This is a genomic window from Enterobacter cloacae complex sp. 6730903 (assembly GCF_048283985.1).
Taxonomy (GTDB): domain Bacteria; phylum Pseudomonadota; class Gammaproteobacteria; order Enterobacterales; family Enterobacteriaceae; genus Enterobacter; species Enterobacter hormaechei_C.
The window spans coordinates 1-22,374 of sequence record NZ_JBLVXX010000055.1; the positions used below are offsets into that span (position 1 = coordinate 1).

At 45.7% G+C, this 22,374-nt stretch carries 22 protein-coding genes; 5 read left to right on the forward strand and 17 right to left on the reverse strand.

All coding sequences use genetic code 11. The features are described 5' to 3' along the window. Positions 1-188 precede the first annotated feature (188 nt). The 16 genes from ACNQ0W_RS21895 to ACNQ0W_RS21970 all read right to left on the reverse strand — a co-directional run bounded on the left by ACNQ0W_RS21895 (position 189) and on the right by ACNQ0W_RS21970 (position 12,497). On the reverse strand, positions 189-446 hold the full coding sequence (locus tag ACNQ0W_RS21895; protein WP_001052325.1) for a hypothetical protein: 258 nt from the start codon (positions 444-446) through the stop codon (positions 189-191). Between the two features lie 65 nt (positions 447-511). Next, positions 512-838, reverse strand: a complete 327-nt coding sequence (locus ACNQ0W_RS21900) for a hypothetical protein (protein ID WP_000556022.1) — start codon at positions 836-838, stop codon at positions 512-514. Between the two features lie 242 nt (positions 839-1,080). Next, positions 1,081-1,401, reverse strand: coding sequence for a hypothetical protein (locus tag ACNQ0W_RS21905; protein ID WP_000834113.1), 321 nt, complete (start codon positions 1,399-1,401; stop codon positions 1,081-1,083). A gap of 294 nt (positions 1,402-1,695) precedes the next feature. Then, on the reverse strand, positions 1,696-2,946 hold the full coding sequence (locus tag ACNQ0W_RS21910; protein WP_000104393.1) for a site-specific DNA-methyltransferase: 1,251 nt from the start codon (positions 2,944-2,946) through the stop codon (positions 1,696-1,698). Between the two features lie 170 nt (positions 2,947-3,116). Next, positions 3,117-3,725, reverse strand: a complete 609-nt coding sequence (locus ACNQ0W_RS21915) for a hypothetical protein (RefSeq protein ID WP_000833775.1) — start codon at positions 3,723-3,725, stop codon at positions 3,117-3,119. A gap of 155 nt (positions 3,726-3,880) precedes the next feature. After that, on the reverse strand, positions 3,881-4,138 hold the full coding sequence (locus ACNQ0W_RS21920) for a hypothetical protein (protein WP_001290639.1): 258 nt from the start codon (positions 4,136-4,138) through the stop codon (positions 3,881-3,883). Positions 4,139-4,202: 64 nt separating this feature from the next. After that, positions 4,203-4,631, reverse strand: a complete 429-nt coding sequence (locus ACNQ0W_RS21925) for a hypothetical protein (RefSeq protein ID WP_000069824.1) — start codon at positions 4,629-4,631, stop codon at positions 4,203-4,205. 91 nt (positions 4,632-4,722) lie between these two features. Next, a complete protein-coding gene (locus tag ACNQ0W_RS21930) occupies positions 4,723-5,100 on the reverse strand; it encodes a hypothetical protein (protein WP_000645320.1) in 378 nt (125 codons plus the stop codon). A gap of 405 nt (positions 5,101-5,505) precedes the next feature. After that, positions 5,506-6,651, reverse strand: a complete 1,146-nt coding sequence (locus ACNQ0W_RS21935; RefSeq protein ID WP_000339750.1) for a hypothetical protein — start codon at positions 6,649-6,651, stop codon at positions 5,506-5,508. Positions 6,652-6,695: 44 nt separating this feature from the next. Continuing rightward, complete coding sequence (locus ACNQ0W_RS21940; RefSeq protein WP_000581857.1) at positions 6,696-6,992, reverse strand: type II toxin-antitoxin system RelE/ParE family toxin; 297 nt, start codon at positions 6,990-6,992, stop codon at positions 6,696-6,698. 49 nt (positions 6,993-7,041) lie between these two features. Then, the gene (locus ACNQ0W_RS21945; protein WP_000170639.1) at positions 7,042-7,512 is read right to left on the reverse strand and encodes a hypothetical protein; all 471 of its coding nucleotides are present in this window, start codon (positions 7,510-7,512) and stop codon (positions 7,042-7,044) included. 433 nt (positions 7,513-7,945) lie between these two features. Continuing rightward, a complete protein-coding gene (locus tag ACNQ0W_RS21950) occupies positions 7,946-10,336 on the reverse strand; it encodes an Ig-like domain-containing protein (RefSeq protein ID WP_000694552.1) in 2,391 nt (796 codons plus the stop codon). Positions 10,337-10,737: 401 nt separating this feature from the next. After that, positions 10,738-10,989 (reverse strand): hypothetical protein, encoded by a 252-nt coding sequence (locus tag ACNQ0W_RS21955; protein WP_000115760.1) that lies wholly within the window; start codon positions 10,987-10,989, stop codon positions 10,738-10,740. A gap of 32 nt (positions 10,990-11,021) precedes the next feature. Further along, a complete protein-coding gene (locus ACNQ0W_RS21960; RefSeq protein WP_012477421.1) occupies positions 11,022-11,225 on the reverse strand; it encodes a hypothetical protein in 204 nt (67 codons plus the stop codon). 221 nt (positions 11,226-11,446) lie between these two features. Then, on the reverse strand, positions 11,447-11,878 hold the full coding sequence (locus ACNQ0W_RS21965) for a hypothetical protein (RefSeq protein ID WP_001251242.1): 432 nt from the start codon (positions 11,876-11,878) through the stop codon (positions 11,447-11,449). A 103-nt stretch (positions 11,879-11,981) separates the two neighbouring features. Beyond that, positions 11,982-12,497, reverse strand: a complete 516-nt coding sequence (locus ACNQ0W_RS21970; RefSeq protein WP_012695482.1) for a hypothetical protein — start codon at positions 12,495-12,497, stop codon at positions 11,982-11,984. 331 nt (positions 12,498-12,828) lie between these two features. Here ACNQ0W_RS21970 and ACNQ0W_RS21975 point away from each other — a divergent pair, with 331 nt between their 5' ends. The 5 genes from ACNQ0W_RS21975 to ACNQ0W_RS21995 all read left to right on the forward strand — a co-directional run bounded on the left by ACNQ0W_RS21975 (position 12,829) and on the right by ACNQ0W_RS21995 (position 18,308). Continuing rightward, positions 12,829-13,593 carry a hypothetical protein gene (locus ACNQ0W_RS21975; RefSeq protein WP_000277498.1) on the forward strand — a complete coding sequence of 255 codons (765 nt, stop codon included), beginning with the start codon at positions 12,829-12,831 and terminating at the stop codon, positions 13,591-13,593. Between the two features lie 80 nt (positions 13,594-13,673). Next, entirely contained in the window at positions 13,674-14,435 is a 762-nt protein-coding gene (locus tag ACNQ0W_RS21980) for a methyltransferase (RefSeq protein ID WP_001447802.1), read from the forward strand. Between the two features lie 93 nt (positions 14,436-14,528). Continuing rightward, positions 14,529-14,792 carry a hypothetical protein gene (locus ACNQ0W_RS21985; protein WP_000149862.1) on the forward strand — a complete coding sequence of 88 codons (264 nt, stop codon included), beginning with the start codon at positions 14,529-14,531 and terminating at the stop codon, positions 14,790-14,792. 43 nt (positions 14,793-14,835) lie between these two features. Further along, positions 14,836-15,423: a hypothetical protein gene (locus ACNQ0W_RS21990; protein WP_000491820.1), complete on the forward strand. Its 588-nt coding sequence runs from the start codon at positions 14,836-14,838 to the stop codon at positions 15,421-15,423. A gap of 464 nt (positions 15,424-15,887) precedes the next feature. Further along, positions 15,888-18,308 carry an Ig-like domain-containing protein gene (locus ACNQ0W_RS21995; protein ID WP_000681217.1) on the forward strand — a complete coding sequence of 807 codons (2,421 nt, stop codon included), beginning with the start codon at positions 15,888-15,890 and terminating at the stop codon, positions 18,306-18,308. Positions 18,309-20,385: 2,077 nt separating this feature from the next. Here the strand turns inward: ACNQ0W_RS21995 and repHI2 are convergent. Further along, positions 20,386-21,474, reverse strand: coding sequence for an IncHI-type plasmid replication initiator protein RepHI2 (gene repHI2, locus ACNQ0W_RS22000; protein ID WP_000159528.1), 1,089 nt, complete (start codon positions 21,472-21,474; stop codon positions 20,386-20,388). Between the last annotated feature and the right edge of the window lie 900 nt (positions 21,475-22,374).

Genomic DNA, 22,374 nt, shown 5'->3' on the forward strand with positions numbered 1-22,374 from the left:
GATCATAACAAATACACTAATACCAACTAATAACCTGAAGGCGTTTTTTTAGAAAAAATATTAAGAAGAAGAATATGAACACTACCTCATCTTAAATTAATATCATTCAGGATTAATATTCATTTTTGCAAATAAAAACCGCCAGACGGCGGCTTTTATAAAGAGGGAAATATCATTGGAAGTTGAAATTACTTCACGGCAGGCCGACAAATTACGCGACTGCTGTGAGCTGAAGCGAAACTTGTAGAGGAAACTATAATCACCTTTTCTAAGTCGTCGGCACTGTCAGCAATATGATGCCGGAAAGCCTCCTCTGCATCACCAGGGGAGTCGGCTTCGACCAGGTAGGCCTGATCATCATCATCAAACATAATGCGCCCGGAAATGAGATAAAGTCGGCTCAAATCTGGCGTTGCTGCGCTCGTGCTTCGTTCGTTCAGATTCATTTTTTCTCCGTCTGTTGCTCGTAAAAAGAATGACGCCGGTTTAAAAGGCGTCGCCAGGGTTCGGGCTAAAACGCAGGGTTGCCATCGAGGAAGCTCATTGGCTGGCCAATAGCGGATGCCACCCTGAGAATTTCACCTGGTGTGGCATAACGCAGCATTTCAGAGCGTCCAAATTTCTGATACTCATCTACTGACATCTTTCTCCACTCTGGGTGAGGATCTTTTCCGCACAGTGACCAGTTGCTTTCAGAGGAATCACGACGGAGAACGTACACATCAAGCGAGGCTGTAAGCCCACTTCCATATCCCCGCTGCGCTACAATACGAACCTGAGAACCATCGTCGCGTTGCAACGTCTGGGTTAATTTCGTGATAGGATCCTGAGAATGCATGCCATTTACCTCGTTTTCAAAAGATTTACCGTAAGTAAATGATACCGAATCGAGAATTCTGGCTAATAGGTCAGAAGAAAAAATAATGAATATTTTTGAAGTGTAGGATAATGATTAGAATAAAATGGCCTGAATAAATCGCTAGCGGTTAAATCCGCTTATTTCAGAGAAGCTCTGATTTAGTAGTTAGGGAAAACGATGCGGTGAAAAGTAACTTTTACACCGCAATTCAGAAAAAAGTTTCAATTAGTCACATTACGAATAACCCGGCTTACTTTCGCATGTGCGTTCCCCTGGATGTTAAAGTAAAGCCCCTCAGGCAGACTCGTCGCCCACTTAACTCCTCGCTCAGCCATACGCTTCGGTGTTTCCAGCCAACCACGAGGAATATTGCCCGTAACGTCACCGATAACCCGTGAAATGCATGCTGCTACCCGGATGCCGCCGGGAATATCGCATTCGGATTCAACAATATGCATAACCTCAAATAAAGCACCATGCCGCTGGACATGATCGCCAATGTGCAACTCGATAGGAGAAACCATTTCTGTATCTGACTTCATATCTGTCCAACTTTAATTTAGAAACCGTCTAAATTACCAATATAGTTAATGTACCGGATGTTAATTCAACAAGTTCTGTATCACAACCATCAGTTTTTTTTGTTGGGTCTATATCGGAGAAACAAGTGAATATTGAATACACTCGTTAATACAGACAACCGGAAATGAATGGCACCCTAATTATCTCTGCGGCGTATGCTAAGCCGTTAATATTGTCATTTTATGGTAGAAACAATGCAAAATGAATAAACCGCTTGTCGCTTCAAACCACTTTATCAAAACCGTTAACTTGCATTAAGCCCGATACAGTTCGGCGAGCTCGTCCAGCATGGGGTTACTCTTATATCCCGGTGCGGCCGTAAAAAGGTTTCGGGAAATCGCCAGCCATTCCATGATTTTGTCCGTCGCCAGCCAACGTCTGCCAAGTCGCTCGGCTGCGATGGGAACTTTATGCAGGCCAGCGAAGGGATCTACAACAAGATCTCCCGGCTCTGTCAAAAACTCAATCAGAAACGCTGCAAGCCTGGTAGGAGACGTTGCACCATGCAGCGGAAAACCTAGCTCGCGGGCAATGGAATGGCAAAATCTCGTATCAGCGCAGCTATTGCCGTAAAACAAAGTATTTTTGGGGATCGTTCCTTCTGTTTTATTTCCAAAGGATCCGCTTTTAAGCTGGTACGCCCCATCACCATAAAAGGTCGTGCGATTTTCACCGCCTGCTGCCTGCAATTTAAGATGCTGCTCTGAATGCGGTTGCAGTACACGTAAGTTGTTTGAACGAACCTTACTCGCATCATTGGTAAACCACAGCACAGGCTCATACGATGAGCAGAGCTGCACTCGTTGCTTACATGCCCAGTGCGTTGGCGATGGGGGCTTACTGCGATTCACCCACTGAAGCCTGTCCATGAGCTCAAGCCCCAGCTTGTCACATAATGCCAGTGTCAGACGCTCCAGATACAGAGAACGTGAAGGCCTGCCCCTATTAAAGCTATCTTGAGTGATATTCAATGCCACACTTGCGCCGGGTACAAGCTGTTTCACGATCGGTTCGAGGATACGCAGAAGCCAGTCAATATAAACCTGCTCGCCACGCCCCCCGCCATGCCCGTAGTCTCTTGAATTTCGAAGGAGGTAAGGCGGCGAGGTCAGGCAAAGATGAATTTGCTCTGTGATATTGCTGAAGAAGGCATAGGCGTTTCCAAAAACCGATGCCCCAAGAGAAGTTGAGAAACCGACAACACAGAGCTTTTCCCATGACTCGTGTAGGTTTGTTTTCGTCTTAGAGGAGTATCTCCAGACGCCCCGTTTTTCTGGAACGCGTTCGATGACTCCGGCCTGCCGAAGAGTCTGCTGAAACCAGCGTACTTTGTGTTTGACGCCGCTGGTTCTGGTTTTATCTGACCCAAATTCTTTCAGTTCGTGCAATTCGGCATCCGACATGCCAGTTTCACGCTGCACTTCGCGATAAAGCTCGTCGTTGCTCAACGGCAATTCGGAGGCTGCGTAGATCCGTGCAATTAAATCCGTAGAAATCGTGCTCATCAGCCATCCTTAATGGAGATGCAGTTTAAATATCGGCCTGATGGTTGGAAGGGGGATTACTAAATCAAACCGATCTGTTTATTTATAGGCTTTGTCAGGTCATGCAGCACAGCTGGGCATGCGCAAAGAGACCCAGTCTTCTTTAGCGGAGACACCTTCAAAAGTTGTACTCAATCAGCCCCAAGATTTTGAAACTCAATGTGCTTTTGCTCACACTCCTCCCTGCCCCACGAGCCCTGCCATTCACAGATGTCCCGGTACTTAATTTCCAGCTTATCCATCTGTGAGAGGTTAGCTGTTGCGAAGTCTGGCCATATGTCGTGCCAGCATGCGTTGTACGTGACGCCTGCTGGTGGGCAATACATCATTGCATCAGCATGGATAATTTCAACGCGAGGATCGTTTGCAAACGAGGCCGCAACGAGGTTAATAACGTCCTGTTCTTTTTCAATTACTGTTACATGGGTTACATCTTCTTTTTGAAGAATGGCGTGAAGCACCATCCCCAGACCAAGACCATTAATGAGCACGCGCCCGGTGGCTCGCTCTAAAAAATCCTGGCAGGTTCTGATCTCCATCGGGGTATTGGACATCACCACATCCCAGCCGTTGGACAAACGCCGATATCTACCGGGCGGGATAAACTCGTCTGTATTACCTGTATACTCGGCACGAAGGGCGAGGCTCATCGCCTTATCTGCGGTAATTTCGAATGTGTCCAGTTTCCAGGTTCCGGACGTGCCGTCTTTAACGGGTAAATCAGAAAAGCAGCTCTTCATCAAGGCAACCAAAATTCCAGTAATGTTGTTACGCTGAACCTATCACAAACCTGCTCTTAATACAGTTATCAGGAGTGACAGCGATCTTTGAGGAATCGTTTAAATCACGGGCATCCTGTAGCGGACGCCCGATATTTAATCAAATGTCGCAGGTGTTAAAGGAAGCGTTGCAAAGTTGCAACGTCTTCTGGAGCAACCTCCACGCAGCTCCTGACACTGTAGTGATTTTCGCCGTTGTAGTCGTAAACCCCACCGTCTTCAAAACTCAGCTGTTCAAGCTCGCCATGGCACTCTGAAATGAGTGCCGTCTGGCAAGCATTTTTCTCACAATCGCTGACGAGTAACCGAACATAGCTATTCTCATGGTCGCCGTTTCGGTTCTGGATTTTAACGATAAAGTGTTTTTCAGACATTTGTGCCTCCAGCACAGTTTGAGGTTAATTTAGCGTTGCCCCGGCTCACCGGGGCAAGAATAAATCAACCCTTAATGAAACTGTGCCCCCAGGTGTTAGGCTTAAATGCCTGCTCTTTGATATATGTTTTCATTACCTTGCAGGTTTTTTTCAGGGCTTTGGTATTGGCATCGGTTACTGAGATAAAATGGCGAGAATAACGGTTTTCCCGGTATTGCTTATCAGCGTTTGGGTCAATTGCTTCGCTTTGCAGGAGTCCTTCGTGCCTGCCAATTACTATTACGTAGTTCATTTCACCTGAAACACGATCCGTGAGTAATTGAATGGAAATATCAGTCGCTCGCGTGGCCTGGCTAGCAGAAATTTTTGCATGTAAGAAAGCTCCCTTTCGAAAGTTGGCCGGAGTCAAACCTGTAATATCCTCGGTGCTAAAATTAAGTGAAGATAGAGTTGAAAATAAATCACAGCTAATGACTTCAGTATTATTAGACATAACCCGGCTCCGCTCATATTCATGTTAAGGTAATTATATCAGGTTGATAGCATTACCTAATAACTTGGTGGCAAAAAGTTGTGGTTTTTGATTAACTAAAATTGATGTTCTCAATACTGCTCAAGAATTCTTTCTTTACACCCGGAGTAAAAGGTATACGTTCAATGTATTTATAAAGCGTCGCAAAGGTTTTGGTTTCAATGTTTCGTGAAATAACATCATCAATCGGGTCTTCGAACATATTAATAAAAACATCAATATGCTGCTCTCCGCTTTCTGAAGCTAAAGAGAGAATACAGACCACTTCAATGTAGCGGTTATCCTGCTCTGCAATGAACAACCAGTGCCCTTCGTTAAAGGCTGGTGCAGCACTGAAGCGTTTTACAACAATTTCTGAAAGAGCATATCCTGCCTGATCCAACAGATTAATAAAGTTGAGTTGAGTTGAAACCACGTCTAACGCTTTCATAAAACCTCCTTTTCATCTGTACTTATTATACTGTTACCCATCCCCCCAGCTAATAACCTCCCAGCAAACTTTCAAAAAAAATACCACCTTTAATTAGAATTGAACACATCCTTTTTAAATAACAAAAAGGATTATGAAACCCACAATGTTTGTGATGTGCCATCAAGGAAAAGTAACTTTTATGTGCTCATAAATCTTATTTCGTATTCACTTTCCTTTGTCTTTCGGTCGTAGATTATCAGGGGAAGCATAAGAAGAATATGTGAGGTTTAAGCAAATGCGGTGATCGGGCATTATAATTTGGTGAGGCTATTATAAGTGGATAAAGATAGTCGTAGGTATAGGATCAGGTTAAATTGCATTTTCCCGGTTGCCTTCCCTGGCCTACCGGTTTCAGCTCAGATACTAAGACCAGCGGTAATACTTAAAATATTCCTCATTTGCAGCTATAAACTCCCTCAAACCGTTCATTAATCCCTTCTCAAACGCTGTCACGATAAACCGGTAACCGTCCAGTGTTTCAATGTAGTAAATACCGCCTGGTGTAATTCCAACATGCAACACCTCGGCTGTCATCATAAACTGGCCTTCCGGAAAATCATGCGAAAGGTAAATGAAACCAGTAGTGGCCGATGCGGGTGTGGCATTCACTAAGACCCCGTTAAACTGCTGCCCGTGCCTCGCCGGTACAAGCTCACTTCCCCTGGTTGACTTATCAAGCAGCCTCTTAACATCTTTTTCTTCTTTTAACGAGGTATAGACCCGCACATCACTGTCATCACCTGGGCGAGAGCCGGTGCCAACATGAGCAAGACGACGGTAAGCACTGCGCATATTAACGTGGCAGGATGCCCCTGCTCTACCCTGAAGCCTTACGCCAAAGTCTTCGCAAAGTAACAAAATCTGACGTAGCTGGTTTTCATGCACGGACGCTGAGAGTGAAAGATTGAAACAGGAAAAGGTCAGTTCTAAAACCTTTTCGCGTTTGTCATTGAAATGAGCTTCCAGCCTGATGACTGGCTTTTCCGACATTGCAAAAGCTTTGTCCGTTACTCTGTACCGGCATTCATCTCCGAAACATTCTTTAACAACGCTGGCTATGACCGTGTCGTGTTCTCCATCTTCCGGAGCTGGCACAAAGATTTCAAATTGTGCCGGTGTATCCGGCTCAAGCAGAACGGGATAGAGACGCGGAGAATTAAGCAAAGCGCATTCAGAATTAATGAGCTTAACCCAGGCGCTTTTGTCGTCCGGATCCTTAAGCTGCTGTCCAAGGTTATCGCAAAAGTCAACTATCTGACGGGTATGCTCATCCGTGACTGCACAGATCAGGTTAAGACCATGCGTGGCCATACGCAGTTCCCGGGTTCGGGACTGGGAATTGATCGACCAGGGGTTAAGTGAAAGCGAAATAGGGCTTATGGAAGGGACGACCGTCTCATTCTGCAAATCTGTAAGCTGGCAGTTCGCAGTAGGCTTCGGGGAAAGGGTACTAAATATGTAACTTGCCTGTTGTTTAGTACTGGCCTGGATATAAAACATCGCGTCCATGCTTGTATCCCGGGATGAAATTGAAAATAGCTTCATTTTTAACCTTAATGGATGAGCGATTTATAGTCATGTGCAGACAAATGAACATTATGTGCGCCATCATTCCATTCAAAGAATAATCGATACTTAGAGTTTACTCGAATGGAGGAATAACGGTTTGACGTCATTCTTAAGCGTTCATAACGCAAGCTGTTGGATAATAACTCCCGCTCACTCTGGACATTATCCAGCGTTTCAAGTCGACACAGAATCGCGTTAATAATTTCAGAAGGAATACCTGCCGTTGTTTTTCCATTACGGAAGAACTTTTCAAGCCGTCTGTCTTTAAATGAATGGATCATAGTTCCTCCGTAATAATTGACCTTAAAATTAAATTAAAAGGGCTTTGAATTAATGAATACCTAAAATGCGGGCGGCAACTGCCAGCTGCTTATCACTTAACTGACGCTGGTGGGTTAAAGAAGACTTAAGGCTTTCCAGAAAATTATTACTACTGGATTGTTGGGTGATTGCATCAACCATTTTTTGATGAGACCTGCACCATGCTGTGAACGCAGAACTGTGGGCGCTTTCAGTCCTTAAACGCTCGTCTTGCAGGGATGCTGACACTTTGCGGGCAGCTTGCGCATTAATGCGGTACAGCGCATTCAGCGTGTAAGCAGTACGGGTCGTTTCGAGGCTGTAACCCGTGGCTTTACAAGCCATACAGCGACTTCTATAAAAATGCTTACGCTCTCCCCGCCCATTGCATTTATCGCAAACAATACGAAAAGTATATTCCGCAGTACCTTTTACAGAATCAACACAGCGGATTTTTGCGCTGGAGATTTCAATTCCACTGCGATCATAATATTTGGTCATAATGTGATTCCTCCGGTTAGTTCTGGAGTAATCATGACAGAATGAATCTACTGGCTAATAACCTGAGAGTAAATATTTTAAAAAAACATTGAGAGAGGGGCTGCAAATTTATACACGAAGGATTCAAATATAATTTGTTTAAAAAATTAAGAGCATTCTGAAGTAAAATTGCATCAAAAAGCATTCATGGATAAATCATGTACTGGTGCCAGCGATTTAAACGAGGACATTGTTCCGGTGTAATTACACAGTTTAGCATCATAGATTATAACCAAAAGGAAGGAGTCCTTCCCGTCTCGGGAATATTACTTTCCCGTTTGCAGTTTAAGAGACACTTAATGAGAAAGTAATAATTAAGTCATGCTCAACTCTACATTTTACATTGAGGATGGCGTAACAGGGTACGGCATACTACCGTACCCTTGTGTAGGGTTTATGTTTGAGGGAATTCTATAGTAAATGTGGCCGTGCCAGATTGACCACTTACAGCGGGAGTAACGGGATATGTGCGCTCTTCACCATTACCAAGATCCAGTGACAGCGATTTAGTTTCACCAGGCTGGACCGTAACTCCGGCAACCGTAACGCCGAACTGGGCGTTTTTCTGAACAGTCAGGGTTCCGTTTAACTGTCCGGTAATGATAGAACCGTCCTGACGACGCAACACACTGGTTCGGATGATGGCCAGCGGCGTGTTGTCCGTTGCTTTCAGTGCTACGGCTGTGGCCAGCGTCTTGAGATTATCCAGCATAATCAGGTTAGCTGGCTGGTAGGTAAAATTAAGCGTTTTAGTGGTCCGGTTACCTGATTCGTCAATAGCCAGAGCCTCCAGATGATACATCTGTCCCGATTCGTCAGTATTGGGGAAGATTCTGGGGTATTCAGGAATAAAGACATCCTTGGATAGCGGCGTGAATGCAAGGGTGACCTTTTCAGAGTTAGGTCCACCAGCGAGCTGAAGCGATATCAGGGAAGCATCCCCAGAGGCATCAGTAACGCTTATGCGTAGGTTCTCAAGCCCTTTAACCAGTTTTCCTTCTGCGTCTGCGCCATTAAAGCTGAACGCAATAACCGGAAGCGTTGAGTCAATTTTCAGCGGTGCATTAAGCGTTTTGGTTCCTGTGTTTCCAACAAGATCCGTGGCAGACACGCTAACAACCGTATAATCCCCGTCCGGTAGACCAGCGTATGAGAAAGTGGCGTTTTTGGTTTTATAATCGCTTTCACTGACAGTCACAGGCTTCAGGGTGAAAGTTTCCCCCCGGGCATTTTTAAGGGTGGCTTCGAAAACTTTGGTATCCCAGTAGCTGATGTTCCAGGCGTTGACGCGATCATTATCGGTGGCCGTCATAGTGATTGTCTTGGAGGCCTTGTTTACCTGAGCGACATTAACCACCGGTGGGTTGTTATCCCAGATAACCGTAAAATTACCAGCAAGCGCATCGAATATGCTGTCACCATCTTTTCCCGAGTAAAGATGCAGATACTCAAATCCTTTGTCACTGGTGTAGTTGAAGTTAACCGTCATCTCGCATGAACTTTGTCCGACAGGAATAGTGCAGAACCAGGCTGCATTTTTTACCGTTCTGAACTTTTGCACGTATGGTCGGGGTTCTGCGGTTACCTTTATGCGGCTAATGGTGGCGGTTTTAACGCTGATTGAGGCCTGAGTTAACCACTCACTGGTATCACTCCGGTACATCTCTTTAGCCACTATCTTCGGGGCTATTTCCATCGCCGGGGCTGGAGTGAAGTTGAGGGAGTTATGATGAATTCGTCTTACTCCTCCCGCCAGAGTCTGAAATTCATGATAAGTATCCCCCACATTTGGATATATGTATTTGAAAGTATAGATATTATAAGTGCTATCGGACGTCTGGAAATTCGAGTCCGCCCAGCCATATTTGGAACCGTTAACAGCAGTAAAGTCACTTTTCTTCCTTAATACCCGTACGGAAATAGGGTTCTGGAAGACGGTCATGCCAGACTGATAGGAGACCCATGATCCGGTAGTGGCGTCCTGCACCTGGATGATATCGTCAGGCTTAACCCGATCAATTACGCTTCGGCGGCTTAGTTCGCTCCTGTTTCCCGCTTTGTCATAAAGGTAGATCCCCACTTTATATTCAGAGCGGTTTTCCGGTGCCAGGGCATTGCTGCTTGCGTCGGCGACTTGAACGGTTACGCTACCTTCCACTGTATTAATTTCCGCTGGCTTTTTACGCTCCACTCCAGCGGCATCGGTTATGAAATATTCAGCATTAGCAAGCCCGGAACCTTTATCACTCAGTCCATTAAAGACCAGTGCCTGGACGCTGGCGTACTGCATACCGGCTGGTACTGAAGTGAAGATCGCTTCGCTGCCAAAGTTCCACCCATTTCTCGTATAACTTATGGTACCCGTTGCCGGAGGCGTTCGGTCAATTGCAAGCGGGTAATCCTGCCGGGAGACCTCCTTCCCTTGCAAGTCGGTAATCACCTCTCTGAGGGTGAAGCTATCTTCTCCCATCGCTGGTACGGTCAGAGTCTTGCCGTAATAATCAAAGCCTGTCGAAGATGTGGTACGGTCATCAACGGTAACCAGGCTGCTTTTCGTGCTCCAGATGAGGCTCCCGTCACTTTTCAGCAGACTGAGCGTAATATAACGGTCCAGACCGGAAATAACGGCAACGTCAAAGCTCGTTACCGGATTAATCCATACGGATGCAGGCGATACGGTCTTTTTAACGTTCAGGGTATCTTTAAAGCTGAATTCTGCGATTTCAGCGGAAGCTCCTGCGCTGAAACCTGCAAATGCAATAAGCAGGGCTAGTTTGATTTTCATGGGTTGTCTCCTGATCAGGTTCCCCATGATACTTTTTCAGTGTTCGTGATCTTTTCGGGAAAATAGCTATTTTTGATGTTTTTCTTTTCTGCCCGGCGGGACTTTTTTGTTTACGTGAATGCAACAAAACCAGAAAAGTTACTTTTTGATAGGGTAAAATTAGGTTTCCCTAATTTCCAGAAGCAAGCGAAAGCAGAACTAGCTTAATAGCCATTAAGAACGCCATACCTATTGATAAATAACGCTCCTTACATTTAATGATTTGAGCATTTAAAAATGAATTAGCGAAAGAATTTTGGTTTGCTTTTTATTGCATGAGTAAAACAGTATTAATAATCCGGAGCCATTAGAACGTACTCTAAAGACTCCGGTATACAGATATCTTGCCAGTAAAAATGGCCTTACTCCTCATCATCCCCCAGCGCTTTTTTGATGGCGCGGCGGCGGGCTGCATCACCTACACGATATCCGACTGAATATACGTCATTCAACCGGCGCAGAATAAGATTTATTTCCTCATCCTGAATGTAGGCAGGTAAACACAGAACCACGTCGCCATCTTCATCATAGACTCGAACAACTTCCTTCTGCCCATCTCGCTCGCGAATAATCTGGACATGCTGAACCCTGGTGTATTCTGGGTTTACGCTCATTTTAAGTATCTCTCTGTAATTGTTGTTACCAGTTAGCTATAAGCCGGATAATTCTGGTATTCAGTGTTCTGCACAGCAATCGCCTGCTCGTGGATCATTGACACTGCCAGGCGGGCTTTAACTCGCTTGCTGGTGAGAAAACGCTTCACTTCTTTAAGTTCGCTGCCAGCCGACAGCATATTGAAGACATGCTGTTTGAGACTGTTGTTATTTTTGGCCACTTGTTTCTCCATCATCTTTGTACATGGTTATTTCAGGCTGGCCTGCCAGATCACACACGTTATCCATATGCTTTTGGACCCAGTCTGTTAGACCCAGACCTTCGGCCTTTGCCTGATTGACGTAACGCAGTTTACGTTCAGGGGTAACCCGCATCTGTAGTTGTGCCGTCGCTGGAACCGCCTCTTTCAGGGCGTTAAGGCCCCTCTGATCACGGGCCTGAATTGATGGTTTACCGCTAGGCATCTGATGTATCGCTCTCCCGGCGAGCGGTGGACAGCTCTATTTCTTTTGCGATAGCTTTATCTATGGCATCCAGCTGCATGGCAAACTTGATTTCAAGCGAACAGCGTAATGCCTTCAGGGCGCGTTCTTTGGTGCTGTATTGTGGTATGCCGTTCTGGCTACCATTCATGCCTCGCATGCGGCGGGAGGTTGCATCGACAACCTCTCCCTCTTCCCGTGTGCCGTGAACCGTAGTTCCGCTCCATGTCGGATAAACAGTGCCAGTGGCGGTGTTGAAGCTCCAGCCGTTTTGGTATTCCCCCGAGACCTCTGGTACGGGCATATCGCGTTCAACGCCATAGTCAGACCAGCGTAAAGCGCGGTTTATTCTGGCCTGTGCCACCAGCTCATCATACGCGGCTTGTTCTTTTTTATTCATCGCCATTTAGGGCAATCTCCTTAGAGGGGAATTAGGTGTTATATCGGTACGTAAGTGCTTTTCAGGCCTAATCTCTGACAAGGCCTGATGTGCCAGACTGCCGTTGCATTCACCGTTTTATGGCGGTTGACAGAGCCTCATTAAGAGCCGCAATTAGCTCAGGCGAAGTCGGCTCCAGATTTTTGGAAGCGTTCAGCAGCTCCTGAAGTGAAGAGATTTCCTTTGGCTCCACCTGGTTTGTTTCAGGTGCCGTTTTTTGCACTTCATCCAGTGTACGCTGTGCACCGTTATCCAGCACCAGCACCCCCCCGGCACGAATTTCTGAAATGGTGCGCAACGTATACATCAATTTATCCCAGACACGGCTACCAACCTCGAACCCGGAATCAGCTACTTTTTCTTCATTATGCTTTTGAAAAATTTCTTCTAACCAAGTGGTGAAGCGCTTTCCAAAAGTATTGGCGGCTAAAGAAGTGCAGGAATAAACCTGTTCAACCTGTTTTGTTCCATTTTTATCAGTGAATGTAATGAGACCGATTCGGCCACTGTTAACAGTGTAAAAGCGAGGTTGAAAGCCAGCTTTGAGAAGGTTTTCAATAGCTGAAAAAAAATCTTTTTTGAGCATCGGTTTCAAAATGGTTTTCCTTTTATGCCCGGTGCCGCCGGGGCGGTGGCGTTAAATATACGCCATGTAAGTAAATTAATTTATACCCATTTGATTGTCAATACAAACAAAAAAACAAACCATGTTTATTATTTTATCAACGATGCTATTTTAAAGTCCGTCTAAAATAAAAAACCAAAAAGTTAAATTTGAAGCCGTCCTTCCTAAATTCATTTCTTGCGCATATTAGCACCCTGCTTTAAGTAAATAATTTTTGAAAAAGTTGTCTGGAGGTTATTAGCTCGTGCATCTGGATTGGTAATATAAAGCCAACACAGAAAAGGAAAACAAAATGTATAAATTAGTATCTCCTCGTGAACTGACTGAGATTATTACCGGTTTACTGCTTAAACCTGAACTCCTTGGTGAGCTGGACTCACCAGAAAAGCATCGGATGTTTATGGCAGATTTAGGCCGCGTGGTGGCCGAACATTGTGGAGGTCTGGTAAACAGCGTCGTCTTGCCAGGAACAGAAGTTACAGTGTCGGATGGGTTACCGCTTAATGGCCAGCCGGTACGTTATCTCGGAATCAAAGAGAACATCCCTCACCTCCTTGTAGAGCCTGATGCTTCCTTACCTTCGCTCGCTAAAAACGTCTGGATGTATGCAGATCCTGAAGGCTGGAAAGAACATTTTGGAGCTGAGGAAGACTGCCTTACTCCTGAAATGATGCAGCTGTTCCGTAAAGGTATCCAGGCTCTTCAGAAAGAGCATGACACCCCTGAAATTAGCCTCACACTTCAGGACTGGCGCCTGGAGGAGGAAACACTGCCAGAAGAGGACAGTCAGGCCTATCAGGTCAGCGTTACCGGCCAACATAACATCCACTGTGAAGTTGTTAACAAGGAAGGTAACCCCTGTTTTGGTGTCATGTTCGAAATCGATCAGGGTGTGCCTGCCTTACACATCAACACCGGCGGGGATATGTTGCTCCACATTCATTGCGCCCATAACGGACTCGTTCTGACCCCTGATGCAAGCGGTCAGCGATTTGATAAGGCTCCCGTTGACCGCTTCTCTTATAACAGCCCATCCCTGCTGTTGTCTGCCGACTAACCAAGGCCAAATCTGAATTGTCCCGTTTAAGTAACCAACCCGCTGCCGCCAGGCGGGTAAATCCTCTTAATGGAGTTTTAATGCAAATCTCAACTGAAGTTCTGAACGTCTTATCTCGCTGCCGTGCTGAAGGGAACTTTCTTTTCCTGGCCGACCAGCTCGACCGCAGCATTTATGTTAAGACAAACAAAGTGCTCGAAGCCGCCGGTGGCAAATGGAACCGAAAAGAGCAGGCACATATTTTTACGGCGGATGCAGCTGAGCGTATCGAGCAAATCATTCTGACAGGTTCGGTTGACATCCCACGAGATCTGTTCAATTTCTTCCCTACACCTGAGAATTTAGTCACAGATATGGTTCTACGCGCTGAACCAGCTGCCGGGGAGCGTGTACTGGAGCCAGAGTTTGGTGATGGCCGCATTCTGAAAGCCTTAAAACTGGCGGCTCCGGATGCATTGATTACCGGGATCGAATTGAACGATGAGCGATTCCTTGCAGTGAAGAACGATAGTGTCCTTAGCACAGGAGTCGAGCTGGTGCATACCGACTTTCTTGGGTACCAGCCCGATGAAACTTTTGATGTTATCGTTATGAATCCACCATTCCTTAAACGCTCTGACGTTAAACATGTCATGCATGCCATCGCAATGCTCGCTAAGCGAGGTCGCTTACAGGCCATTCTGTCAGCTGGGGTATTGTTCCGGGAAGACACACTGACAAAAGCGCTCAGGGAGCGAGTCAAACAACTTGGCGGACAAATTTCGCCTCTTCCGGATGATACATTTAGGGAGTCCGGAACAAAGGTCAAAACAGCCCGCCTTGAAATTGATCTTCGCCGCTAACTGACAAGCAACCGGAAAGAAATCTTAATACGAGTAGCCGGTTAAAGTTACCTGACCGGCTTAACTGACTAAATCAATAAAGAGTGAACAGAAATGACGCATACTGCCGTTTCTCAGGCTAATAGTGCTTTGCAGCTACCCACGGTGGAGCATGTCTACGCTCTTCTGAAAGCAAATTGTAAACCTGACCGCTTTGACGGGCGTGACGGACCCGTGTGGGGCCAGGAATACTCGTGGAATCTGGCAAAAGATCGCTTACAGGATCTGGAGAAATACGGTAAGGCATATGTCTCCCGTCATGAAGACCGTATGGGGGAAGGATTTAGTTTTGGTCCTGACCTGTTAATTATTCGCTAACGCTCCTAATGCCTGATGATATGGTAAGCACAACTGGAAAAATATGTTTTCAAAGCCTATGACCACTTTCACACCAGAACGTATTGAACAAATTTTGGAATTTGCCGAGGGTAGTAACCCAAGCGAAGCAATGAGTCTCAGAGCTGACGAAGTTGCTGTACTGGCACGTATTGGAAAGGCAGTTATGTCGATTGCGCCTGTTTATCAGTGCGAGTTTTGCCACCATGACGCAACCGGGCAACTTCAGTGGCACTGGGAAGATGTGAACAAAGCTTTTTATGATAAATACGATCCAGACAGACGCGGAAGACGTCGAATCCTCTATACCGCCCCGCCGATGCCTTTAGTTTCGGCTGACCTGCTTAACATGGCTTCATCTGCTATTGAAGACTTGCTCACTAACAAAGACAGAAGTGGTGCGGGAATGTGGAATGACATTCCAGAACAGCTACGACGCGCAGCAGAACTGGTAATGGATAATAGCCGGGCCGCTGAAACAGAAGCGATGCTGATGCGTCTTTATGTAGAATGTGACACAGGTGAGCGCAGGGGCAACGGCACTCAATCTGGCGTAGCAATGCCTTCTTGGCAAACCGTTGAAGAGGCACGTGTGTTGCTAGGGGTGAAATGATGCAGTTCTCGCCAGGGCAGTTTGTAATTCACAACAAGAAGCGCCTTGCGGAACGAAGGTAGACGTACTGACTGAGGTTCACTCCCCTCTCGACTGGTGGCGTAATGCCGCCAGGTTTTGATTCATATATGCCGTCCGTTAACGCATTTATATCTGACATACCTAATTTATCCTGATTCTTTTTTACATAAAGTAAAAGCATCACTTAATGCGATATGTGGATGCCGATAGTTTCAGGCTAATGTTATAAGTTTTGCAATCGTTGCCAGTTTGGACACCACAGAAATGTCAGATGTAATTCCAAAAAGAAAGATTTCCGTCCTGAACGCACAATAAGGTTTGTCGAAAGGCAAATTATAGATTTGTAATTTCGAGCACCATATGGAGAAGTTTTTTATACTTTTACGAACATAGTGACCTTTAGGAAAAGCTTAAAATAACACCAAACCTAAAGGGGAATAAGAATGAAACATCTCGCTTTTATTACTGCTGTAGCCGGACTCGGTATGTCTGTTCAGGCCCCAGCTCAGATATATGAATCGGCCTTTAAAGACACGAACGGTATTGAGATCCACGCCCCGTCTTCTCGTCTTATGCTTAATCCGGCATCACCGGTAACTTTGACACTTATTTCAGGTCTTGATCGTTTCGTTAATGTCAAAGTCACGAAAGACACTGGAACTGTCATTCTTAATACTACGACTACACGGACGGGTGTATCAGACCGACTAACAGCTGCTGACGGTAGTGAGTTCTACGGCAAAAAAGTAACTTTGCCTGCTTTGGGTGAAGGCAAATTTGTCGTTCAGATAAACGTGTTAGATCTCAATCAGAAGCCTGTAGCGACCTATAACTATAACTGGCTAATTGATGTCACCCCTCCAGCGGCAAATGCTCTTACCGCTAATACTGGTTCTGGCTCTACCGCTGGTGACGTGTGGAAGCTTGGATTAGAGGCAACGGGGCAGTATGACTTCACCTCTTCGGGCGTAAGTGATGCAAATGGTATTGATAAGGGCCTAATATATATTTACAGGCAGGACGGTAGCCTCTACAGCACTACACAGATGCAGTATGACGTATCCGGCCAAAAGATGTACCACACTTACTCTAAGAATTCAGTTAAGGGAACCGGAATACCAGACAGCAACCTGGATGAAGACTTTACTGCAAAAGTTGTTATCTTCGATAACGCAGGTAATAGCCGAACGCTGCCAACTCAAAAATTTCGCTACGACAACACGCTGGGTGAGATGACACTGTGGGCCGTTCATGATCCAAATACGTCTTCCAGCGTCGTACCCGGGGTTTCTAATTATCCGGCTTACAAAGCCGGTATGGTCGTTAACGAAAACCCTATTCGATTAGTCTACCGGATCCCAAAATCTAACTACCGTGCTTATTCAGAAGGTGGGCTTCAGTTCATCAATCAATATTCCGCCCCCAAAGAGATAGCTGTAGACAGCACTTATGCTTATGTTGAAATGACTCTTCCCTATGGCTCAATTAATGGGGATATGGCTCGTATGGCGAACTTTGGCCAGTGGGGAGGGTATTATCCGTCATACAGCCTCGTTCTAAACCCATCTGCAAACCAAACGCCTGCATTTGCGGGTACCTGGGTAGATTTCCTCGATGACAAGGGGAACTGGGTTAAGTGGAAGGATTTTGAGAGTGTGGCTTCATCACGACTGCCAATTAAAATTTCCCGACTTCGTTTTAACGTTGAAGCCCGGCCCTTTGCACAAGAGATCGGCGGTAAGGCGACCTGCACCATTCCGGCAGGAAAAACCTCGTGTGAAGCGCCTGAGACGTTTGATATGGCCTTGGGTACCCAGGGCTACAATAGGATCCTTTACTTCGTTCGCAGCATCAGCAATCCCATTTTGCGGTCTGAGCAATGGATTATGACACGCTGGAACAATAAACAACTGCCGGTAATAAACTCGATATCATATGACGAGACTAACAAGCAGCTGGATGTACTGGCGTCACTTGAAGGCGATGGTAACTGGTTCGACTCGGTCTCATTGAGGGAATTTTATCTTTCCGATAAGAACACCGGTACCCGGATGTCACCCACAGGCGTAATCAAATCTCGTATCTCAGGTAACTACACGATTGCTTATGATTTATCCCGTCAGTCTGAAGGAAAATACAACGTTGAGGTCAACATCAGGGACTTCTTCCAGAACCAGACCAATAAAACTTTCGGAGAAATTGCTCTGGATAACACTCCTCCGACAGTGGCCATAACATTCGACGGAAAGCCGGTAAAAGACGATACGGTAGTGTACGGCCTGGAGAACCTCAGGATCGCTCTGGCAGATAATCTGACAACCCCGAGGATAACCCGTCTTCAGCTCGTAGGTGGCCCCACAGCTGATAACGTTGAGCTTACGTGGTCACCGGCAGGCAAAGATACATACATGCCTGAGTATCCGAGGCTGTTCCCAAATTTCGAACCATCTGAAAATTATTCAATTAGCGTAACAGTTGCCGATAGTCAGTCGAATACCAAAACCTATACTCAGAAGTTCAGTTATCTACCGAATAACCTTGTGCAGTTACATAATCTACGCACATTATCGGTCAGTTCGCCTCTCAAAACGACAGATGGCGTACCCCTTGCGTACCTGTCCACTAACGTTCTGCGTAAGACAAATGGAGAAATTGCTAAAGGGGTCCAGAACGCAACGCTGACTGTGCGGAAGGATGCAGCCTTCGGTATTAAATTTAACGGGGCACAGGCGGCTCCAGGTGAGTCAGTTGAGGTGCAAATAGATATGGGCCAGGGGGATAATCTTCTGTTACCCGTTTATCCTTCCGAAAATGGGAAAGTTGGCACCTCAGAATTCATGATTCAGATCGACGAGTTGAAGTAACTACCCGGAGCCGACAGTAAAACTGACGGCTTCAATTTTACTGCCCTCCTTGACTCCGATCAGCCAGTACGTCTTCAGAGATTCGCAAGGAAGAACCGAAAGAAAAGTTACTTTAATCGTACGTTTCCAGCGATGCTTTTAAAAGACAATGCACACTCGTTGATTACGACAATGGGAGTGAGTGTCGAAACCCTTGAGTAAGGATACCCGGTAAATATACAGCCCCGGGGATCCTCTTCCTTCAACCGGGGATGACAACGGTAGTGAGTCCGGCAACTCACTCCCGTTGTCACTTCTCTGACATATCGTCATACGAGCTTACTCAAGTGCATCCACAAAGATGGGATCGTTTTGAATCTAAACTGGTACTGGTTAGCCAGTCACTTGCATCTATTCCCCCGTCGATACTTAAGTGACAATTGTAGTGATCTGCAATACTGGTGTCTCAGAAACACTGACGACGGTAGAGACTCAATACCCTAACCCCTGACAACAGGAGTGAGCTTAGAGGTGTTACGCTGCTGTCACTTAATGCTTGGGAATTGCCTGACTCACAACCATTGTCATCCGGAGCTACTGATTAACGTTGAACCGCTGGACTTTAATGACAGTGGTAGTGATGGATAGGCTCATTTCCATTGTCGTCATTTTATCGGACAAGCCTCTTCGTCCTACAGGTTTAAGCTGACAATGGTAGTGATTGGATGATCTCACTACTGTTGTCACTCAGTTCTTTGAGCGGACCCTTCCCTCGGTTGGTCGGCATTAACAACGGTAGTGACTCGATTGGCTCACTGCCATTGTCATCGTGTAAATGACGTACCTTATCAGCTCAGCTGAAAGCAATGACAACGGAAGTGACTCTAATTGCTCACTGCCATTGTCGTCGTGTCTATTGAGAGCCTTATCAGTGCACCTGAAAAGCAATGACAACGGTAGTGATTCTAATGGCTCACTACCGTTGTCACCGTGTGTATTGAGAGGATGGTCCACTTAACTGGACGTCTATGACAATGGTAGTGACTTTAATAGCTCACTACCATTGTCGGCGTGTGAATTGAGAGGATGATCAGCTCAGCTGTACGGCCATGACAATAGTAATGACTTAATGAGCTCACTACCGTTGTCACCCTGTTAATTAAGAGGCTCATCTGCTCTTCTGGAAGGCTATGACAACGGAAGTGACTTGCTGGGCTCAGTGCCATTGTCGCCGTATGAATTGAGAGGATCATCCGCTCTTCTGGATGGCAATGACAACGGTAATGACTTAATAGGCTCACTACCGTTGTCATCCTGTAAGTTAAGAGGTTGATCTGCTCAACGGGACGACTATGACAACGGTAGTGACTTGCTGGGCTCACTACCATTGTCACCCTGTGAATTGAGAGGTAGATCCGCTTAACCAGACGTCCATGACAACGGTAGTGACTTTCTGGGCTCAATACCGTTGTCACCCTGTGATTTAAGAGGTTGACCCGCTCTACTGGACGGCCATGACAACGGTAGTCACTTTCTGGGCTCACTACCGTTGTCGCCACATAGAATGAGAGGAGCATCAGCTCAGCTGAACGGCAATGACTACAGTAATGAGCTGGATGAAGCATAACCATTGACATCTGGCCCAACCGGAAGCCGTATTCGCCAATCCAATCGAGATTCACAATGGCCGTGACTCGCCGCATTAAGTTCCGGTGTCCTCCCAAAGCTGAACGCACACTCGGAGGACAATGACAATGCCAGTAAGGTACACATCATTACCATTGTCACTATAGCTACCAGAGAAGCCGGGATTTGAATGTCGATGGTAGTGAGTGGGTCAACTCACTGCCATTGTCACCCCGTTACGATATTTTCCGTTGGATGTACTGGCCAATGAAGTAAAGCGTAGAAACCGGGTGTTAACAGGTGACTCAGGAGAAAGCGTTGAATTCGCAATCTCGATCTACATAGGGTGGTAGAGAACAATGACAACGGTAATGACTTTTGACTCATTACCGTTGACGTGAAAGAGCGGGCTGGGACTAACGAAAATCGAAGAAGTAATTTAGCACCCGGAGCCTGAACCGCCGGGTTAACTTTAGCTGGCGTTGCTGTTCTTTTTCTGGCTTCGAAGACTACGAATATAGCGCAGTTCTTCAGCGGTTAAATCATGGACGGTAAGAACATCATCGCCGTCTATCGGGTCAGCTGGTGGGCATAACTCACCTTCTAAAACAGAAGACCCTGAGTTCTCTTCTTCATCTTCAACCACTTCTAAAGGAGGCTGAGTATTGTTCAAATTCAGATCGGGATCCCGCTTATGAATCTGGAAGTATACTTTTCCGTCTTTCTTAATTTCGGTGTACTGGAGGTATCCTATCGATGCCAACTCTTCAAGAGCCTTTCTCACGGTAGCATTCTGACTATTTGCTCGTGTTTTGAGGTTCAGACGATTTTTCAGCCGAGTAAGGGATATCGGTATAGGATTTGGCGGTAATGACTCTATGAACGTATAGAGAGCCTGGGCGCTTTCCTTCTTGGCCAACTCCTTAATTGCCTTCAGCTGCATCAAAACCTTATGATCGTATTGATAGAGCTCGAAAATCTTAGGATCAACCTGAAGGACAACCTGATCTGATTCCGGGTCTAACAGGGCAGACTGTACCAGATGCGTTGTATAGACTTTGGACGAGTTATTACTGGTGAACGACAAGGTAACGGATGCTAACCTGCGTAAGGAGGCGTCTATACGTTTTCTGGACGCTGTAGATGAGCGATAATTTTCAGGCGTACATAGCTTGAGGAATTCAGTGAATTTTAAGCTTATCGTGTCATTGTTAATCGGATGATTGGCATAGGTTCGAATGATGCCCATCCACGTCTTAAAATCTACTGACATATCAAGACGCTCACCGACAATTGAAATATTGGTGAACCCCTCGCTCTCCATTAAAGAGAGCGTCTGTAACTCTTTCGTTGCGTCAAAGCCAACCGTTTTATATTCCCGATTTTGACGCCCCACACTCTTTGGTGATGGGACGAACAGCCCGAGCCGCATCAAAGCAATAGACTGCACCGTACGGTTGCTGTTAGGACGCAAAATGATGTCTTTACCTGATTCTTTCTCTCTAACAGAGAAAGCCCTGGTGACCAGGTCCTGCTGCTCAGTATCTTTCTCTTTAGTCATAATAAGTTATCACTGAATGTGTAAACAGATTGGTGAATAGTAAGCCCCAGCGAACTCTATGTCACTGGATGGATCATTGTGATGATCCATATCTGTGCATAAGTTCTACCTAAAAAAACGACTCCACTCATTAAAACTTGGCAAAAACTCTTTGCATACAATGACCTGCAACTCTTATCAACAACGGATCAGATCAAGTTAAAAAGATCTAATGAAAAGTCACTACTATTGTCGCTCTGATCACTACTGATGTCAAAAAACTCATTACCAACGTTATAATAATCACTACCAATGTCAAAATAATCACTACTGTTGTCACTGATCACGTCTCAGGCCTTGTGCCGTCTGGCCTGGAGGCAGCGGGGATCTCTTTTGATCTATCAGGAACACTAAGGTACTAATTATTGGAACTACCTTGTGGAAAATGGGGATAAATAAATGCTTAGTTCTTATACAGGTCTCAACTTGCCTCCCTGATAAAAACTGTCGTCAAAGCTAAATCACAGCCACAGGCATTTTCGGTGGATAAATTTTTGAGAAATAGAAGCATACATGCAGACTCGTGTCGCAAGTAATTGAAAGTAATAATTTATTTAAATAATGCGAGTCACCTTACCTTACAGTGGAAGTTTAAGTCTAACCTCACTACCATTGTCACTTAAAATCATTACCAACGTCGAAATAGTCTCTACCATTGTCTTTTAAGTCACTCCCGTTGTCACTTATGTCGCTACTGTTGTCAGTGACAATGCTCCAGCCCAGTAACCATGCGGCCTACAGCGTACCGGGATCTTCTTTGTACTCTCTGGCACCTTTGGGATCATTTATTGGATCTACATGAGGGATAAAATCTTTTGACGATTTCGTAGTGCAGTTATACCAGCGACTTAGCAAGACAAA

Bases quoted from the DNA above. Each gene is read 5' to 3' on its own strand.
- ACNQ0W_RS21895 (WP_001052325.1), bottom strand. From the start codon at position 446: ATGAATCTGAACGAACGAAGCACGAGCGCAGCAACGCCAGATTTGAGC.
- ACNQ0W_RS21900 (WP_000556022.1), bottom strand. From the start codon at position 838: ATGCATTCTCAGGATCCTATCACGAAATTAACCCAGACGTTGCAACGC.
- ACNQ0W_RS21905 (WP_000834113.1), bottom strand. From the start codon at position 1,401: ATGAAGTCAGATACAGAAATGGTTTCTCCTATCGAGTTGCACATTGGC.
- ACNQ0W_RS21910 (WP_000104393.1), bottom strand. From the start codon at position 2,946: ATGAGCACGATTTCTACGGATTTAATTGCACGGATCTACGCAGCCTCC.
- ACNQ0W_RS21915 (WP_000833775.1), bottom strand. From the start codon at position 3,725: ATGAAGAGCTGCTTTTCTGATTTACCCGTTAAAGACGGCACGTCCGGA.
- ACNQ0W_RS21920 (WP_001290639.1), bottom strand. From the start codon at position 4,138: ATGTCTGAAAAACACTTTATCGTTAAAATCCAGAACCGAAACGGCGAC.
- ACNQ0W_RS21925 (WP_000069824.1), bottom strand. From the start codon at position 4,631: ATGTCTAATAATACTGAAGTCATTAGCTGTGATTTATTTTCAACTCTA.
- ACNQ0W_RS21930 (WP_000645320.1), bottom strand. From the start codon at position 5,100: ATGAAAGCGTTAGACGTGGTTTCAACTCAACTCAACTTTATTAATCTG.
- ACNQ0W_RS21935 (WP_000339750.1), bottom strand. From the start codon at position 6,651: ATGGACGCGATGTTTTATATCCAGGCCAGTACTAAACAACAGGCAAGT.
- ACNQ0W_RS21940 (WP_000581857.1), bottom strand. From the start codon at position 6,992: ATGATCCATTCATTTAAAGACAGACGGCTTGAAAAGTTCTTCCGTAAT.
- ACNQ0W_RS21945 (WP_000170639.1), bottom strand. From the start codon at position 7,512: ATGACCAAATATTATGATCGCAGTGGAATTGAAATCTCCAGCGCAAAA.
- ACNQ0W_RS21950 (WP_000694552.1), bottom strand. From the start codon at position 10,336: ATGAAAATCAAACTAGCCCTGCTTATTGCATTTGCAGGTTTCAGCGCA.
- ACNQ0W_RS21955 (WP_000115760.1), bottom strand. From the start codon at position 10,989: ATGAGCGTAAACCCAGAATACACCAGGGTTCAGCATGTCCAGATTATT.
- ACNQ0W_RS21960 (WP_012477421.1), bottom strand. From the start codon at position 11,225: ATGATGGAGAAACAAGTGGCCAAAAATAACAACAGTCTCAAACAGCAT.
- ACNQ0W_RS21965 (WP_001251242.1), bottom strand. From the start codon at position 11,878: ATGGCGATGAATAAAAAAGAACAAGCCGCGTATGATGAGCTGGTGGCA.
- ACNQ0W_RS21970 (WP_012695482.1), bottom strand. From the start codon at position 12,497: ATGCTCAAAAAAGATTTTTTTTCAGCTATTGAAAACCTTCTCAAAGCT.
- ACNQ0W_RS21975 (WP_000277498.1), top strand. From the start codon at position 12,829: ATGTATAAATTAGTATCTCCTCGTGAACTGACTGAGATTATTACCGGT.
- ACNQ0W_RS21980 (WP_001447802.1), top strand. From the start codon at position 13,674: ATGCAAATCTCAACTGAAGTTCTGAACGTCTTATCTCGCTGCCGTGCT.
- ACNQ0W_RS21985 (WP_000149862.1), top strand. From the start codon at position 14,529: ATGACGCATACTGCCGTTTCTCAGGCTAATAGTGCTTTGCAGCTACCC.
- ACNQ0W_RS21990 (WP_000491820.1), top strand. From the start codon at position 14,836: ATGTTTTCAAAGCCTATGACCACTTTCACACCAGAACGTATTGAACAA.
- ACNQ0W_RS21995 (WP_000681217.1), top strand. From the start codon at position 15,888: ATGAAACATCTCGCTTTTATTACTGCTGTAGCCGGACTCGGTATGTCT.
- repHI2 (WP_000159528.1), bottom strand. From the start codon at position 21,474: ATGACTAAAGAGAAAGATACTGAGCAGCAGGACCTGGTCACCAGGGCT.